At 74.3% G+C, this 18,723-nt stretch carries 1 protein-coding gene; it reads right to left on the bottom strand.

Annotation, left to right across the window (positions count from 1 at the left end):
* Positions 1 to 7 precede the first annotated feature (7 nt).
* Positions 8 to 18,643, bottom strand: coding sequence for a non-ribosomal peptide synthetase (locus ACK1X7_RS03670; protein ID WP_413114619.1), 18,636 nt, complete (start codon positions 18,641 to 18,643; stop codon positions 8 to 10).
* Positions 18,644 to 18,723 lie beyond the last annotated feature (80 nt).

Below are 18,723 nucleotides of genomic sequence, written 5' to 3'. Positions count from 1 at the left end.
TCCTTCCTCACCGGTCGTCGTGGTCGCTGCCGCCGGAAGCGGCGTCTTCGAGTTCGCGCAGGATGTGCTCCTCGACCAGGTCGGCGAGGGCGGAGACGGTGCGCGCGGTCAGAATGTCCCGCGGGGTCAGATCGACGGCGAACGCCTCCTTGGCGCGGGAGGCGATCAGCAGGCTGCGGACCGAGTCACCGCCCAGGGCGAAGAACTCGTCCTCCGCGCCGACCGGCGCCACCCCCAGCACCTCCGACCAGATCTCCGCGATGACCTCCTCGGTGGGGGTGCGCGGGGCGACATGGCCGGCCGGTGCGGTGGCGGCGGTGGTGCCGGGGCCGGGCGCGGGCAGCGCCGCGCGGTCGGTCTTGCCGTTCTCGGTGAGCGGCAGCCGGTCCAGCACGGCGAACGCCGACGGGACCATCGGGCCCGGAAGCGTGCGGCCCAGATGGGTGCGCAGCTCGGTGTCGGCCGGGGCGGCGGCCCCGGGCGCGAGGACCAGATGGGCCACCAGCCGGCGCACCCCGGGCTCGTCCTCCCGCACCGTCACCACGGCCTCCGCGACGGCGGGGTGGCCGCACAGGGCGGTCTCCACCTCACCGGCCTCGATGCGATGACCGTGCAGCTTGAGCTGGTGGTCGACGCGGCCCAGATGGTGGAGGCGGCCCCGGGCGTCGTAGCGGGCGAGGTCGCCGGTGCGGTACATCCGGGAGCCGGGCGGTCCGAAGGGGTCGGCGAGGAAGCGGGAGGCGGTCAGCCCGGCGCGGCCCAGATAGCCGCGGGCGAGCGAGGGACCGCTGACCCACAGCTCGCCGGGCACCCCCACCGGCACCGGGCGCAGCCGCGCGTCGAGCAGATGGACGCGGGTGTTGGGGATGGGCCGCCCGATCGGCGGCGGGGCCCCGTCGGCGTCGAGCGGCTCGGACCAGGTGGCCACGACGGTGGTCTCGGTCGGCCCGTACGCGTTGATCATGCGGTGGTACGGCGCCCATCGGGCGGCCGGTTCGGCGCCGCAGGCGTCCCCTCCCACGATCAGCGTCCGCAGATCGGGCAGCTCCCGTTCGGTGCCGGCGGGCAGTGTCGCGAGCGCGGCGGGCGGGATGAGGGTGTGGGTGATCCGCTGCCGCCGCAGGATCTCCGCGAGATGGCCGCCCAGCAGCGGGCCGGGCTCGGGCACCACCAGGGCAGCCCCGGACGGCAGCGCCATGCACAGCTCCAGGACGGAGGCGTCGAAGCCGGGCGAGGAGAACTGGAGCACGCGGTCGTCCGGCCGCACCTGGAAGTGCTCGGCCTCGGCGGCGGCGAACCCGGCGATCCCGCGGTGGGTGACGACCACTCCCTTGGGGGTTCCGGTGGACCCGGAGGTGTAGATGACGTAGGCGGGGTCATCCGGGTGGACGGCGCCGAGGCGGTCCTCGTCCGTGGGGCGGTGCGCCGGGCGGTCCGGGGCCCGGACCTCGGAGGCCCGCTCGATGACGAGATGCGGGGCGGAGTCCTTGAGCATCAACTCGATGCGCTCGGCGGGGTAGTCGGGATCGATGGGCAGATAGGCGCCCCCGGCCTTGGCCACCGCGAGCCGGGCGACGACGGACTCCACCGACCGGGGCAGCACCAGCGCGACGATCCGCCCGGGGCCCACGCCCTGCCCGATGAGGTGGTGGGCGAGGCGGTTGGCCCGGCCGTCCAGCTCCGCGTAGGTCAGCCGCAGCCGCAGGGAGTCCACCGCCACCGCGCCCGGGGCGCGGTCCGCCGCCGCCTCGAACAGCTCGGCCCACGTCGCCTCGGGCACCTGCCGGGCGGTGTCGTTCCAGTCCACCAGGAGCCGGTGGCGCTCGGCGGCCGGGAGGACGTCGAGTTGGTCCAGCGGCAGCTCGTCGGGGGCCGCGGCCAGCGCGCCGAGGAGATGGGTGAGCCGGTCCGCCAGCGCCTCGGCTGTGGCCTCCTCGAACAGCCGTGGATCGTAGCCGAGTTCCACCGACAGTTCGGATCCGGGCGAGACCACCACGGTCAGCGCGTAGTTGGTGGACTCCAGGGCGTTCAGATCGCGCACCCGCAGCCCGTGCTCGGCCGCGGCGGAGCTGTTGATGGGGTAGTTCTCGAACACCACCAGGCTCTCGAAGAGGTCCATCCCGGCCGGGAGTTCGCTCCAGCCCCGCAGCTCGGCCAGCGGCACATGGCCGAAGCCGCGCGCGTCCGCCTGCTCGGCCTGGAGCTCCCGCAGCCAGGCGGCGGTCCCCGCGGCGCCCGCCACGGCGCACCGCACCGGGAGGGTGTTGATGAAGATGCCGGTGATGTCGTCCGCGCCGGGCAGCTCCGCAGGCCGCCCGGAGACCGTCGTCCCGAAGCAGACATCCGACTCGCCGCTCAAGCGGGATACGAGCAATGCCCAAGCGCCCTGGACGATCGTATTCATGGTGAGCCGGTGCCGCCGGGCGAAGTCCTGGAGGGCGGCGGTCTCCTGCTCACCGAGCCGGTGGGACAGCCAGTGCGAGGACCGGGTCGCGATCTCCGGCGTCGGCCTGCGGTCATAGGGGAGGGGAGTGGGAGCGGTGAATCCCTCCAGGGCCTGCCGCCAGTGCGCCTCGGCGCGTGTGTGGTCCTGACGGCCGAGCCAGCCGACATAGTCCGCGAACGGCCTGCGGGCCGGCAGTCTCGGCTGCTCACCGGCGGCCAGGGCAGCATGCGCGGCGAAGACATCGCCGAGCACCTGGAAGACGCTCCAACCGTCCAGCAGCACATGGTGGAAGGTCCACAGCACCCGCACCTCACCGGGCGAGAGCCGGGCCAGGGTGACGCGGAGCAGCGGGGCCGCGGTGAGATCGATCCCGCGGGCGCGGTCCTGCTCCAGCAGCCGCTCCAGCGCGGCCGTGCGCTCGTCCTCCGTGCGGCCGGTCCAGTCCAGCTCCTCGACCGGTACGACCGCGGTCCGGCGCACGACCATCAGCGGCTCGGCCACATCGTGCACCACCACCTCGCCGCGCAGCACCGGGGTGCGGTCCACGACATGCTGCCAGGCGGCGGCCAGCACCCCGCAGTCGGCGACTCCGTCCAGGACGAAGGTCGCCTGCTCCACATAGAGCCCTTGGTCCCGCTGGGCCAGCGCGTGGAAGAGCAGCCCGGACTGGGTCGGGGTCAGCGGATGGATATCGGCCACGTCCCGGCCGTCGCCCGCCAGCCGGTCGACGGTCGCCTGGTCCAGCGCGGCCAGCGGGAAGTCCGAGGGCGTCCGCCCGCCCGCGTCGGGGCGGGTGCACAGCCGCACGATCGCCCGCAGCTCCTCCACCATCTCCTCGGCGAGCCGGCGCACCGTGGCGCGCCGGTGCAGCGACCGGGAGTAGGACCAGTTGAGTTCGAGCCGGCGGTCCGCCACCCGGCCGATCACATCGAGAAGATGCGGCCGGTCCGCCTCGGGGCTCATACCGCCCTCCAGCCCACCGGTCAGGGCGTGCAGCAGACCATCGGCCGCGGGCGGCTCCCAGTCCTGCTGCCCGAGGTAGTTGAAGCTGATCTTCGGGGTGGCGGGGAGGCCGGACGCGGCGGCGCCGGACAGATGGCGCAGCGCGCCGTAGCCCAGGCCGTTTCCGGGGATCGCGCGCAGCCGCTCCTTGACGGCCTTCAGCGTCCGCTCCAGCCCCCAGCCGGCGGGTGTCTCCAGCGCGACGGGGTACATGCTGGTGAACCAGCCGACCGTACGGGACAGATCGACGCCTTCGAAGATTTCCTCCCGGCCGTGCCCCTCCAGGGCCACCGCCACCCGGTCCCGGCCGGTCCAGCGGGCCAGCACCCGGCCCAGGGCGCAGAGCAGGACGTCGTTGACCCGGGTCCGGTACGCGCCCGGCACCTCCTGAAGCAGCAGACGGGTCTCCTCGGCGCCGAGCCGGACGGTCACCTCCTCCTCGAAGGCCGCGGTGCCCGGGCCTTCGCCGTCCGTGGGCAGGTCGGTGCAGCCGTCGGTGGCCGCCCAGTGGTCGCGCTCCGCGTCGAAGCCCCCGGCGGCGGTGTGCTCGCTCAGGCGCCGCGCCCAGGTGCGGAACGACGTGGTCTTGGCTCCCGGTTCCACCTCCCTGCCCGCGGCGAGCTGCCGGTAGGCGGTGTCCAGGTCCTCCAGCACGATGCGCCAGGAGACGGCGTCGACCACCAGATGGTGTGCCGTCAGCAGCAGCACGGGCCGTTCGCCCGCGCCCCGGGTGAAGAGCGCCGCGTGCAGCAGTGGCCCCCGGGCCAGGTCGAACCCGGCCCGGATCCGCCCGGCGGTCTCCCGCATCACCGCGTCCCGCCGCCCCGGCGGCACGGAGGACAGATCGTGGAGGTCCAGCACCGGCTGGTCCTCCGGCGGGGCGTTGTGCTGGCGTACGGCGCCGTCCTCGGTCCGCTCGAACCGCAGCCGCAGGGCGTCATGGTGGGTCACCACCGTGGACAGGGCGGCCCGCAGCGCGCTCTCGTCCACCGGCGCGGTCAGCTCGGCCGACACCGACTGGGTGAAGTGCCCAGCCGTGCTGGGCAGTTGCTCGAAGAGCCAGTGCTGGATCGGGGTCAGCGGCACCTCCCCGACGACCGGGTCCTGCTCATGGGCGGTCACCGTGGCCGGGGCCTCCCGCGCGGCCGTGGCCAGGTCCGCCACGGTCTGGTGGACGAAGAGATGGCGCGGGGTCAGCTCGATACCGGCCCGCCGGGCGGCGGAGACGATCTGGATGCTGAGGATGGAATCGCCGCCGAGGGTGAAGTAGTTGTCCTCCACGCCGATCCGCTCCACCCCGAGGACCTCCGCCCAGATGGCGGCCAGGGCCTTCTCGGTCTCCGTGCGCGGCTCCACATGGCCGGTGGCGCGCGCCGCCCAGACGGGGGCGGGCAGCGCCCGCCGGTCCAGCTTGCCGCTCGACCCCAGCGGCAGCCGGTCCAGGACGACGATGGCCGAGGGGACCATATGGTCCGGCAGGCTCGTGGTGAGGAAGGCGCGGATCGCGGCGGAGTCGACCGGCGGGGCGCCGGGGACCTGGACCACATAGCCCGCCAGCCGCTTGTGACCGCCGGTGTCGACGACGGCCGCGGCCGCCTCGGCGACATCGGGGTGGCGCGCCAGCGCGGCCTCGACCTCGCCCAGTTCGATACGGAAGCCACGCACCTTGACCTGGTCGTCCGTTCTGCCGAGGTACTCCAGTTGCCCCCGCTCGTCCCAGCGGACCAGGTCGCCGGTGCGGTACATCCGGCCGCCCGCGGGGCCGAACGGATCGGCCGTGAACCGCTGCGCGGTCAGCCCCGGCCGGCCGAAGTACCCCCGGGCCAGGCCCGGCCCCGCCAGATACAGCTCGCCCGGCACACCGACCGGCACCGGCCGCAACCGCGCGTCCAGGGCGTACGCCCGGGTGGCGGCGACCGGCGCGCCGATGGGCGGCGTGCGGTCGGGATCGGCGGGGTCGCAGGTCCAGGCGGTGGCGTAGACGGTGGCCTCGGTGGGCCCGTAGATGTTCGCCACCCGGCAGCCGGGAATGGCCGCCCGGACCTCCTGGACGGTGCGGGCGGCGAGCCCCTCGCCCGCCAGCACCACGGTGTCGGCCGTCACCGAGACCGACCCCTTGCCGAGCACCTGCCCGAGCGCCGAGGGCACGGCGCTGATCAGGCTCGCCGTCCAGGCTTCCGTCCGCTCGGCCAGGGTGAGCAGATCGCGCACGATCTCGACGGCGCCGCCGGCCAGCAGCGGGCAGAGGATCTCGAAGACCGACACATCGAAGTTGAGGGAGGTCGAGGCCACCACATGGGAGAGCCCCTGGGCGCCGAACTCCTCCCGCGCCCACGCGGCCAGCGCGGCCACGCTCTCATGGGCGACCACGACGCCCTTGGGCGTACCGGTCGACCCCGAGGTGTGGATGGCGTACGCCGGATGGCCGGGGTCCAGCGGGCGGCGCCGCTCGGCGTCGCAGATGTCCTGCGCGGGCAGCTCGGCCAGCCGCCGGTCGAACTCCGGGTCGTCCAGCAGGATCCGGCCGCCCGCCCCGGCGGGGATCCGGTCCGCCACGTCCCCGTTGGTCACCACCGTGTCCGGGGCGATGTCGCCGAGCATGAAGGCGATCCGCTCCGCCGGATACGCCGGGTCGACCGGAAGATAGGCCGCCCCGCTCTTGAGCACCGCCAGCACGGCCACCACCAGCTCCGGGGTGCGCGGCAGCGCGAGCGCCACGAACCGTTCCGGTCCGGCGCCCGAGGCGATCAGCAGCCGGGCGAGCCGGTTGGCGCGCTCGTTCAGCTCCCGGTAGGTCAGCCGTCCGCCGTCGCCCATCACCGCCACCGCGTCCGGGGTACGGGCCGCCTGCGCCTCGAAGAGCGCGGGCAGCACCGCGTGCGGTGCGGCGGCGACCGGGCCGCTGAAGCGGTCGAGGATCCCGCGCGTCTCGCCCTCGCCGATCATCGGCAGATCGTCCAGTTGGCGCTCGGGATCGGCCGCCATCTCCTCCAGCAGCGTGCGCAGACACCTGCCCAGCCGCTCGATCGTCGGGGCGTCGAAGGCGGCGGGGTCGTAGTCCAGTGAGATCGACAGCCGCTCCTCGGGCGCCACCACGACGCTGAGCGCGAAGTTGGTGGGCTCCACATCCCGCTCCTGCCGGATGCCCAGGCCGTGGGCCGTGATGGCCTCGCTGTCGAACGGGTAGTTCTCGAAAACCACGATGGAGTCGAAGAGGCTCACCCCGCCGGGCACCTCGCTCCAGCTTCCCAACTGGGCCAGCGACACCGACTCGAAGAGCCGGGCCTCCGACTGCGCCGACTGGAGCTCCCGCAGCCAGTCCAGCAGCCTGCTCCGCCCCGCCACCCGGACCCGGGTGGGGATGGTGTTGATGAACACCCCGACCATGGACTCGACCCCCGGCAGCGCGGCCGGCCGTCCCGAGACGGTGGTGCCGAAGCACAGGTCCTCGGCCCCGCTGTACCGGGACAGCAGCAGCGCCCAGGCCCCCTGCACCACCGTGTTCATGGTCAGCCCGCCCCGCTGCGCCGTGCTACGGAGCAGGGCGGACTCCTCGGCGCCCAGGGTGACCCGGTGCGAGCCCGACGAGGCGGTGCGGTGCGCCTCCGACGCGGGCCGGTCGCGCGGCAGTTCGGTGGGCGAGGCGAATCCCGCGAGCGCCGTACGCCAGTACCGCTCGGCCTCCGCCCGGTCCTGCTCGCCGAGCCAGCCCAGATACTCGCTGAACGGCCGGCGGGCGGGTACCACGGGCGCCCGGCCCGAGGTGAGCGCCGCATACCGCTCGCAGACCTCGTCGAAGACCTGTGCCGCGCTCCAGCCGTCGAGCAGCACATGGTGGAAGGTCCAGACGATCCGGACCTCGTCGGCCGACAGCCGGATCAGCACCAGCCGCATCAGCGGCGCCGTGGCCAGATCGATCCCCTCGGCCCGGTCCTCGGCGAGCATGCGGAGCAGCTCGGCCTCGCGCCACTCCTCCGGCCGCTCCGTCCAGTCGTGGTGGACGATGCGGAGCGCCGCGCCGCGCGTCACGACCTGCAACGGCTCCGGGGTCTCCGCCCACACCAGATGGGTGCGCAGAATCGGATTGGCGTCCACCGTGTGCCGCCACGCCGTGCCCAGCGCCTGCGGATCGCGCGCCCCGGTCAGTGTCAACTGGACCTGGTTGACATAGGTGTCCGATGCCGGATCCAGCAGCCCGTGGAACAGCATCCCGGCCTGCGTCGGGGTCAGCGGATAGATGTCCTCCACCGCCCGGCCGTCGGCGGCGATCCGGTCCACCGCGGCCTGGTCCAGCCGGGCCAGCGGGAAGTCGGACGGGGTCCGGCCGCCCGCCGCGGGGTCGGCGCAGTGGCCGATGATCTCCTCCAGCGCGCGCAGCATCCCCCGCGCCAGCCCGGCCACCGTCTCCTCGGAGTGCGTGCCGGAGCCGTAGTACCAGGTGATCTCCAGGCACCGGAGCTCCACCCGGCCCACGACGTCCAGCAGATGGGCCCGGACCGTGTCGGGCGCGGCGTCGCCGCCCAGACCGTCCCGTACGGTGCGGACGAGACCGGTGTCCCCGGTGTCCTCGGCCGTGGCCGACCAGTCGAACTGCCCGAGGTAGTTGAAGCTGATGCCGGGCTCGGCCGCGTCCCGGAGCCCCGAGGCGGGGTCGAGATGGCGCAGTGCGCCGTAGCCGACGCCGTGCGAGGGAACGGCTCGCAGTTGCTCCTTGACGGACTTGAGCGTCTCGCCCCAGCCACCCTCTGCAAGGTCCAGGGCGACCGGATACAGGCTGGTGAACCAGCCGACGGTGCGGGACAGGTCCACCCCGTCCAGCAGATGCTCCTCCCGGCCGTGGCCCTCCAGGTCCACGGCGATCCGGCGCCGTCCGGTCCAGTCGCCGAGCACCCGGCCCAGCGCCGCGAGCAGCACATCGTCCACGCGGGTGCGGTAGACCTCGGGGACCTGCCGCAGCAGCGCGTCGGTGCGCTCCCGGTCCAGCCGGACGGTGACCTGGGCCATGGACCCCACCGTGTTGTCGCCCTCGCCGTCCACCGGCAGCGCGGCCGCGCACTGCGCGGTCACCGCCCGCCAGTGGGGGAGTTCGGCGTCGAAACCGCCGGTGGCGGTGTGCTCGGTCAGCTTGTGGGACCAGTCCCGCACGGAGGTGGTGCGCGGGCCGAGGTCGGCCCGCCCGCCCGAGAGCAGTTGCTGGTACGCGGTGTTCAGATCCTCCAGCAGCACCCGCCAGGAGACGCCGTCGACCACCAGGTGGTGGGCGGTCAGGAAGAGCGTCGGCCGCTGCCCGTCTCCGTGCTGGAACAGCCGCGCGGCCAGCAGCGGTCCCCGTGCCAGGTCGAATCCGGCCTGTGCCTCCGCCATCGCCGCGTCCTCGGCGGCCCGCCGCTCCGGCCCGAGCCCCGACAGGTCGACCTCCCGTAGGAGCGCGGGGCTCGTCGTCTCCGGCGGCGGGCAGTACTGCCGGGGGCTTCCATCGGCCCCGGGCTCGAACCGCATGCGCAGCGCGTCATGGTGGACCAGCAGCGCGTCGAGCGCCGCGCGCAGCGCGGGGAGGTCCGGATCCCGCTGGAGTTCGACGACCACGGACTGGTTGAAGTGGCCGGGCCGGGCCGTCCGCATCCCGAAGAACCAGTGCTGGATGGGGGTGAGCGGCACCTCGCCGGTCACCGGCCCGGTGTCGGCTGCGGGCGCCGCGGTCGGGGTGGTGACGGTGGCGAGGGAGGCGATAGTGGGGTGCCGGAACAGCTCCCGGGGGGTGAGGGCCAGCCCCGCCTGCCGGGCGCGGGAGGCCACCTGGATGCTGAGGATCGAATCCCCGCCCAGATGGAAGAAGTTGTCCTCGGCGCCGACCCGCTCCCGGCCCAGCAGCGTGCCCCAGATCTCGGCGAGGGTCCGCTCGGTGTCCGTACGGGGCACCACATATCCCGCCGTTCCGGCCGCGTCCGGGTCGGGCGAGGGCAGCTTGCGGCGGTCCACCTTGCCGTTGCGGGTCAGCGGCAGCGCGTCAAGCGTGACGAAGGCCGAGGGCACCATGTAGTCGGGCAGCAGGCCGCCCAGGAAGGCGCGCAGCTCCCCGGCGCCCGGCACCTCGGCCCCGTGGACCGGCACCGCATAGCCGGTCAGCAGCGTGCGGTCGCCCACGCGGGCGAGCGCGACGACCGCCTGCGCCAGGGCCTCGTGGCGGGCCAGCGCGGCCTCGATCTCCCCCGGCTCGATGCGGAAGCCCCGGACCTTGAGCTGGTCGTCGGCGCGGCCCTGGAAGCGCAGTTCACCGTCGTCGGTCCAGGCCACGATGTCCCCGGTGCGGTACATCCGGGAGCCGGGCGGCCCGAACGGATCGGCCACATACCGCTCGGCGGTGGCGCCGGGACGGCAGTGGTAGCCGCGGGCCACCCCGGCGCCCGCGATGTACAACTCCCCGGGAATTCCCGGGGGTTGCGGCTGAAGGGCGCCGTCGAGGACGTACGCCCGGGTGTTGTCCAGCGGCCGTCCGATGGGCAGCGAGCGCGGCAGCGCCTCCCCGGCGCGGAACGGGCGCCGGGTGGCGAAGGTCGTGGTCTCGGTGGGCCCGTAGCCGTCCATCACGGTCAGCTCCGGGCAGGCCGCGAGCACCCGGCGCACCGCCCCGGGGGGCACCGCCTCACCGCCGGTCCACACCTCCCGGGCGCCGCGCAGCGCCTCCGGCGCCTCCTGCGCCACCAGCCGGAACAGCCCGGCGGTCAGCCACAGACAGCTCACCCCGTGCTCCGCGATCGCCCGGCGCACGGTGTCCGCGTCCACGTCCCCGGCGGGCGCCAGCACGGCCCGGCCGCCGCGCAGCAGCGGCACCCACAGCTCGTATGTCGAGGCGTCGAACGCCTGGGGCGAGTGCACCAGCACCCGGTCGTGGCCCGCGAAGGCGCGGTCCGCGACGAGGGCGGTCACATCGCGGTGGCGCACCGCCACTCCCTTGGGCCGCCCGGTGGAGCCCGAAGTGAACATCAGATACAGGGCGTTGTCGGGGGAGAGCACCACGCTCGGCGGCTCGGACGGGCCGTCGTCGCCGTCGCCGGACTCCACGGCCAGGACCCGGCCGGCGTCCGCGATGTCCGCCGCCGTGCGCTCCCAGGCGCGGTCGGTCAGCAGCAGCTCGGCGCCGGCCTCCGCCAGCACGCTCCGCAGCCGGTCCTCGGGGGCCCGGGTGTCCAGCGGTACGTACACCCCGCCCGCCTTGACGACCGCCAGCAGCGCCACCACCAGCTCCACCGACCGGTCCATCAGGACGGCGACCGGACGCTCCGGGCCGACGCCGTGGCCGATCAGCCGGTGGGCCAGCCGGTTGGCGCGGGCGTCCAGCTCCCGGTAGCTCACCGGGCCCGCCGCGCCGTCCAGGGCCGTCGCGTCCGGCGCACTCCGCACCCGGTCGGCGAAGAGCCCGGCCACCGTGGATTCGGGCAGCGGGACCGCGGTGTCGTTCCACTCCCGGAGCACCTGGTGGCGCCGCACCGAGGTGAGCATCGGAAGGCGTGCGGGCGCCCGGTCCGGGCCGTCGGCCATAGCCGTCAGCAGCACCGTCAGATACTCCGCCAGCCGCCGGGCGGTGGTCGTATCGAACAGCGCCGGGTCATAGCCGAGCCGCAGCGTCAGCTCAGCGCCGGGGTAGACCACCAGCGACAGCGGATAGTTGGTGGTCTCCACGCCCTCCAGCTCGCGCAGGGCCAGGCCGTGGGCGGCGGCGAGGTCGTCGCCGAGCGGATAGTTCTCGAAGACCACGATGGAGTCGAAGAGGTTCACCCGCTCGGGCAGACCGGTCCAGGACCGCAGCCGGGTGAGCGGTACGAAGTCGAACCGCCGGTCCTCGGTCTGCCCGGCCTGCACCGCGCTCAGCCAGGACAGCAGGGTGGAGCCGGCCGGCACCGTGAGGCGGGTCGGCACGGTGGTGATGAACAGCCCGTTCATCGTCTCCACGCCCGGCAGCTCCGGCGGCCGCCCGGACACCGTGGTCCCGAAGACGACGTCCTCGCGCCCGGACTGCCGGGCCAGCAGCAGCGCCCAGGCGCCCTGCACCACGGTGTTCAGGGTGAGCCCCTCGCCCCGGGCCAGCTCCTGAAGCCGGCCGGTGGTGGCGGCGGGCAGGGTGAGCCGGATGTCCTCGGTGGACTCGGCGTGATGGCTCTCGGTGGGCTCCCGGTCGTACGGCAGCGGGGTGGACTCCGTGAGGTCGCCGAGCCGGGCCCGCCAGTGCTCCTCGGCCGGGGCCCCGTCGCGCTCCCGCAGCCACGCCACATAGTCGCCGAACGGACGGCGGCCGGGCAGACCGGTGGCCAGAGCCGCGCCGGATGCCCCGTCACGTGCCCGCGCATGGCAGTGGAAGACATCCGAGAGCACCTGGAAGAGGCTCCAGCCGTCCAGGATCAGATGGTGGAACGTCCACACCACCTGGACCTCGGTGGCCGACAGCCGGGCCAGCGCCAGCCGCGTCAGCGGGGCGGCGGCCAGGTCGAGACCGCGCTCCCGGTCCTCGGCGAGGAACCTGCGCAGCTCCTCCCGGCGCTCGTCCGGCCCGGACAGATGACGCCAGTCGAGCAGGGTGACCGGGATCCGCACCCCGCGCTCCACCACCTGGACCGGCTCCGGCACCCCTTCCCACACCACGCGGGCGCGCAACACCTGCGTACGGTCGGCGACCCGCTGCCAGGCCGCGGCCAGCGCCGCCGGATCGGGCACCCCGTCGAGGACGAAGCTCAACTGCTGGAAATAGGCGCGCCGGTCGTCCTGGGCCAGGCTGTGGAACAGCATGCCCGCCTGGGTGGGGGTGAGCGGGTAGATGTCCTCCACCGTGCCGCCGTTCCCCGCCAGCCGGTCCACGGCCACCTGGTCGAGGGTGGCGAGCGGGAAGTCGGACGGGGTGCGGCCGCCCGCGCCGGGCGCGCTGCCGTGCCGGGCGATCTCGCACAGCGCCGCGCGGAACTCCTCGGCGAGCCGGGCGACCGTCTCCTCCCGGTGCAGATTCCCCGAGTAGAACCAGGTGAACTCCAGGTCGTCCCCCTCGACCCGGCCCACCACCTCCAGCGGATGCGGGCGCGGCGAGGCCGGGTCGGCGTCCAGGGCCAGTTCCCGGTGGAGACCCCGGAAGAGCCCGTCGCCACCGCCCGGCGCCTCGAACCGGCCGAGGTAGTTGAAGCTGATCCCGGCGGTGGGTCCGTCGGGAAGGCCCTGGCCATCGAGCAGATGGCGCCGCACCCCGTAGCCCAGACCACGCCGTGGCACGGCCCGCATCTGCTCCTTGACGGACTTGAGGACCTCGCCCCAGCCGCCCTCCGGGAGGTCGAGCGCCACCGGGAAGCGGGTGGTGAACCAGCCGACCGTACGGGACAGATCCAGGTCCGCGAAGAGCTCCTCGCGGCCGTGGCCCTCCACGTCCACCGGCACCCGGGCGCGCCCGGTCCAAAGGCGCAGTACCCGGGCCAGCGCGCTCAGCAGCACATCGTTGACCTGCGTCCGGTAGACCTCGGGCAGTGTCTGGAGCAGTGCGGCGGTCTCCTCCGGGCCGAGCCGGACGGTGACCGACCGGGCCGAGGCATAGGTGTTCGGCCCCTGGAGGTCCACCGGCAGCGAGGCGTCGCAGGCCCCGGCCAGGCCGGTCCAGTACGCCTCCTCGTCGGCGAACCCGCCCTCGGCCGCATGGGCGGTGAGCCGCAGCGCCCAGCGGCGCAGCGGGGAGGACTTCGCGGGCAGCCCGGCCCCCTCGTCCCGGGCCGCCCGCCGGTAGGCGCTGTCGAGATCCTCCAGGAGGACCCGCCAGGACACCCCGTCCACCACCGCGTGGTGAACGGTGAGATGGAGGACCGGACGCGGCCCGGCGTCCCGGTCGAGCACCGCGCGCAGCAGCGGTTCCCCGGCCAGGTCGAAGCGGCCCAGATGCGCGCCGCCGGTGGTGGTCAGCGGTACGCGGACGGCCGCCGCGTCCTCGATCCGCTGGTGCCAGCCGTCGTCCCGGCGGTGGAACCGGGAGCGCAGCGCGTCATGGTGTGCCACCAGCGCGTCCACGGCGTGCCGCAGCGCGTCCTCGTCCAGGTCCTCGGGCAGCACCAGGGAGATGGTCTGGTTGAAGTGGCCGGCCCGCTCGGGGTCGGTGGTGAACAGCCAGTGCTGAATGGGGGTCAGCGGCAGCTCCCCGGTGGCCGTCTGGTCCCCGTCGGAGCCGGGCGGCCCGGCCGGGGCCGTGGTGGTGTCCAGATGCAGGGCCAGCGCGGCGACCGTCTGGTGGCGGTAGACATCGCGCGAGGTGACGGCGAGCCCGACCTGCCGTGCCTGGGAGACCAGTTGGATGCTGAGGATCGAATCGCCGCCGAGGGAGAAGAAGTTGTCCTCCACGCCCACGCGCTCCACCCGCAGGACCCGGGCCCAGACCGCCGCCAGGGTCCGCTCGGTGGCGGTGCGGGGCGCCACATAGCCCGGTGCCGCGGCCTCGGCCCAGTCGGGTTCGGGGAGCCGGCCGCGGTCCAGCTTGCCGTTGGGGCTCAGGGGCATCCGCTCCAGGACGACGACCGAGGCGGGCACCATGTAGTCGGGCAGCGAACGCCGCAGGAGGCGCCGCAGCCCCGCCGGGTCCGGTACGGCGCCCGCGGCGGCCACCACATACGCGATCAGCCGCGTATGACCGTCCGCCTCCCTCGCGACGGCGGCGGCCTCGGCGATGTCGGGGTGGCGCAGCAGCGCCGTCTCCACCTCGCCCAGCTCGATCCGGAAGCCGCGGATCTTCACCTGGTCATCGGTCCGGCCCAGGTACTCCAGCCGGCCGTCGCTATTCCATCGGACCAGGTCACCGGTGCGGTACATCCGGCTGCCGGGCCGCCCGAAGGGGTCCGCGAGAAAGCGGTGGGCGGTCAGCCCGGGCCGCCGCAGATAGCCCCGGGCCAGGCCCTGCCCGCCCAGATACAGCTCACCGGTCACCCCGGGCGGCACCAGCCGGAGCGTCGGGTCCAGGACATAGGCGCGGGTGCCCGCGACCGGGCGGCCGATCGGCGGGGCCTGCGACGGCGCCTGCCCGTCGCAGAACCAGGCGGTGGCGTACACCGTGGCCTCGGTCGGCCCGTACAGATTGGCGATCCGGCAGGACGGCATGGCCTCCCGGACCTCCCGTACGGTCTGGGCGGGCAGCGCCTCGCCCGCCAGTACGACCGTCCGGGCCCGGACCGCCGGGGGATCCTCGCCCAGAAGCCGGGAGAACACCGAGGGCACCCCGCTGAGCAGCCCCTGCGCCCGCGGCCGCCCGTCCGGATCGGTGAGGGCGAGCAGATCCCGCACCACCTCCACGCTGCCGCCGGCCAGCAGCGGGCAGAGGATCTCGAAGACCGACACATCGAAGTTGAGCGAGGTCGAGGCGACCACATCGGTCAGCCGCTCACGGCCCAGCTCCGCCTCGGCCCAGGCCGCGAGCCCCGCCACGCCGCGGTGGGTGGCCACCACGCCCTTGGGCCGGCCGGTCGATCCGGAGGTGTAGATGACATACGCGGGATGGGCCGGGTCCAGCGGACGGATCCGCTCCCCGTCGGTGATGTCGCCGTCCGCGAGCCCGTCCAGTTCGGCGCGGACCGCCGGGGCGTCCAGCACCAGCGGTTCGGCGTCCGCGGGCAGGCAGCCGGCCGTTCCGGTGGTGGTGAGGATGGTCGAGGGCGCGGCGTCCTCCAGCATGAACGCGATGCGCTCGGCCGGATAACCCGGGTCCACCGGCAGATATCCGGCGCCCGACTTGAGCACCGCCAGCAGGACGACGACCAGCTCGGCCGAGCGGGGCAGGGCGAGGGCCACCAGCCGCTCGGGACCGGCGCCACGGGCGATGAGCAGCCGCGCCAGCCGGTTGGCGCGCCGGTTCACCTCGTCGTAGGAGAGGTCGGTGTCCTGGCAGGTCACGGCGGTGGCGGCCGGTCGCCGTGCCACCTGGGCGGCGAAGAGATCGGGCAGGGTGGCCTCGATGGGGGTCTGCTCCGGCCCGTTCCAGGCGTCGAGCATCGCATGCCACTCGGCGTCGGCCAGCATCCGCAAGCAGACCAGGGTGGCGCCCGGATCGGCCACCATGGCGGTCAGCAGCCGGTGCAGATGCCCGGCCATCCGCTCGATGGTGGCCACGTCGAACAGATCGGAGTTGAACTCGACGGTCAGCCCCAGCGAACCGTCGTCGCGGGGCAGGAACTCCAGCACCAGATCGAACCGCGCGGCCGGGCGCGGCAGGGAGTGCTCGGTGATCCGCACACCCGCCGCCTCCTGGGCGGGCACCATGGCGCTCTGCTGCACCACCAGCGCCTGCACCAGCGGATTGCGGCTGGGGTCGCGGCGCGGGGCCAGCTCCTCGACGACCCGCTCGAACGGCAGCCGGTCATGGCTGAAGGCGTCCAGCACCGTCTCGCGCATCGTGTCCAGGAACCGCTCGACCGTGCTGTCCCCGTCGACATCGGCGCGCAGCACCAGGGTGTTGACGAAGAATCCGGCGACCGACTCCAGCTCCTCGCGGTGGCGTCCGGCGGTGACGGTGCCGAAGGCGATGTCCCGCTGGCCCGAGTAGCGGGAGAACAGCACCGCGACGGCGGACGCGAGCAGGGTGAACAGCGTGGTGTCCCGCTCTCTGCCGAGCCGGGTCAGCCCTGCCACCAGCTCGGCGGGCAGCTCACGGCGGTGCACCTCGCCCGCCGTGGTGCGCACCGGCGGGCGCGGGCGGTCGGTGGGCAGCTCCAGCGTCTGCATCCCGGCCAGCCGGCCCCGCCAGTACTCCAGGTCGGCGTCGTCCGGGGCGATGGCGGGACGGCCACGCTCCCAGACCGCGAAGTCCGGGTACTGGAGGGCGGGTTCGGGGAGTTCGGCGGCGGTTCCGGACGCCTCTGCGGCGTAGAGCGCGGCCAGCTCGCGCACCAGCACCCCGACCGACCAGCCGTCGGTGACGATGTGATGCTGCGCCAGCAGCAGGATGTGCTCCTCGTCGGCGAGCCGGATCAGCAGCGCCCTGGTCAGCGGGCCCTGTCGCAGGTCGTAGGGGCGGTTCAGCTCGCCGGTCAGGGTGTGCTCGAGCGCCTCGGCGCGCTCCCGCGGCGGATGCCCGCCGAGGTCGACCCGGTCCAGCGGTACGGTCCCGTGCGCGGCCACCTGCTGCACCCCGTGCCCGTCCACGGTGGCGAAGGTGGTGCGCAGGGCGTCATGGCGGGCGGCGAGCCGGTCCAGCGCCCGGCGCAGCGCCGCCGCGTCCAGCGGGCCGTCGAGCCGCAGCCCGGCCCCGGTGTTGTACTCGGTGCCGCCGGAGGTCAGATCGTCCAGGAACCACAGCCGCCGCTGGGCGGAGGACAGCGGCAGCGGACGGTCGCGCGGCGCGGGCGGGATCGGCGCCTCGGGCGCCACGGGCCCGTCGGCGGCCCCGGCGGGCAGCCGGCCGGCCAGCCGGGCCACCGTCCTGGCGTCGAGCAGGTCGCGCAGCGAGAGCTCCACGCCCAGTTCGGCCCGGACGCGGGTGAGCAGCCGCACACCGAGGATGGAGTCGCCGCCCAGGCCCAGGAAGTCGTCCTCCACGCCCACCGTGTCCACCGGCAGCACCTCGGACCAGATACGGGCCAGGGCCTCCTCGGCCGGGGTGCGCGGGGCGATATGGCGCCAGTCGCCGCCCGGCGCGGAGCGCGGGGCGGGCAGCGCCTGCCGGTCGATCTTGCGGTGCGGGGTGAGGGGAAAGGAGTCCAGCACCACATAGGCGGACGGCACCATATGCGCCGGCAGCACCCGGGCCGCCGCGGCACGCACCTCCGCGGCCTTCGGCGGGGTCCCGCCGCTGGGCGGCACCACATAGGCGACCAGCCGCTTCTGACCGGGCTCGTCCTCCCGTACGGTGACCACGGCCGTGCCCACCCGGGGGTGGCGGGCCAACGCGGCCTCCACCTCGCCCAGTTCGATGCGGAAGCCGCGCAGCTTGACCTGGTGGTCGGCCCGGCCGAGGAATTCCAGTTCACCTTCGGCGTTCCAGCGGACCAGGTCCCCGGTGCGGTACATCCGGGAGCCGGGCGGGCCGAAGGGGCAGGCGGTGAACCGCTCGGCGGTCAGCCCCGGCCGGTCGAGATAGCCGCGGGCCAGGCCCGCCCCGCTGACGCAGAGCTCTCCCGTGGCGCCGACCGGCACCTGCCGCGCCGCCTCGTCCAGCACGAACACCCGGGTGTTGGGAAGCGGACGGCCGATCGGCGGCGCGCCGGAGCCCGCCGACAGGGCGTCCGTCCAGGTGGCCACGACCGTGGCCTCGGTCGGGCCGTAGGAGTTGACCAGCCGCCGCCCGGGCGCCCACAGGTCCACCAGATCGGCGGGGCAGACCTCCGCGCCCACGATCAGGGTGCGGAAGTCGGGCAGCCCGTCGTGGAGTTCCTCCGGGGGCACGGTCGCCAGCGCCGCCGGGGGGATCAGGGCATGGGTCACCCGCTTCTCCCGCAGCACCGAGACCAGCTCGGCGCCCAGCAGGGGCCCCTCCGGGGGCACCACCAGCGCCGCCCCGGCGAGCAGCGAGGAGCACAGCTCCAGCACGGAGGCGTCGAAGCTCGGCGAGGAGAACTGGAGCACCCGGTCGCCCGGCCGGACCCGGTAGTGGGCCGTCGTCGCGGCCGAGAAGTTCCCCAGACCGGCATGCGGCACCAGCACGCCCTTGGGCACACCCGTGGAGCCGGAGGTGTAGATGACATACGCGGGATGCTCGGGGAGCAGCGGGCCGAGCAGGTCTCCCCGGCCGGGCGCGTGATCGGGGCCCGCCCCGGCCGCCACCTCCCGGATCCGCGCCGGGTCGTCGAGCACGGCCACCGGCCGGGCGTCGGCCAGCATCATGGCGCGGCGCTCCTCGGGATGCGCCGGATCGATCGGGAGATACGCGCCGCCGGCCTTCGCCACCGCCAACTCGGCCACCACCAGTTCGGCCGAGCGGGGCAGGACCAGGGCCACCACCCGCTCCGGCCCCACGCCCTGCCCGATGAGGCGGTGGGCCAGCCGGTTCGCCCAGCGCTCGACCTCGCCGAAGGACCACTCGCGGTCGTCCGCCACCAGGGCCGGCGCCTCGGGGGTGCGCCTCGCCCATACGGCGAAGAGCTCGCCGAGCGGCGCGCGGGAGACGGCACGGTCCGTGGCGTTCCACGCCGCCGGAGGGAGGTCCGGGACATCCTGGGGTGCGGACACCGATGAGGTCGCGTAGTGGTCCGTCATGGCGGGGTGTGGCCCTTCAGAGCGGTTGAACGGGCGGATGGGTGACGGCTCGGGCCTTGTGGCGCCGAACCGGGGCGCCC

Origin of the sequence: Streptomyces sp. CY-1, assembly GCF_047218265.1 — a bacterium.
GTDB classification, from domain to species: domain Bacteria; phylum Actinomycetota; class Actinomycetes; order Streptomycetales; family Streptomycetaceae; genus Streptomyces; species Streptomyces niphimycinicus.
This window is presented reverse-complemented; position numbering and strand designations above follow the sequence as displayed.

What these genes read in the sequence shown, in the direction of transcription:
- ACK1X7_RS03670 (WP_413114619.1), bottom strand. Translation starts at nt 18,643, where the DNA reads ATGACGGACCACTACGCGACCTCATCGGTGTCCGCACCCCAGGATGTC.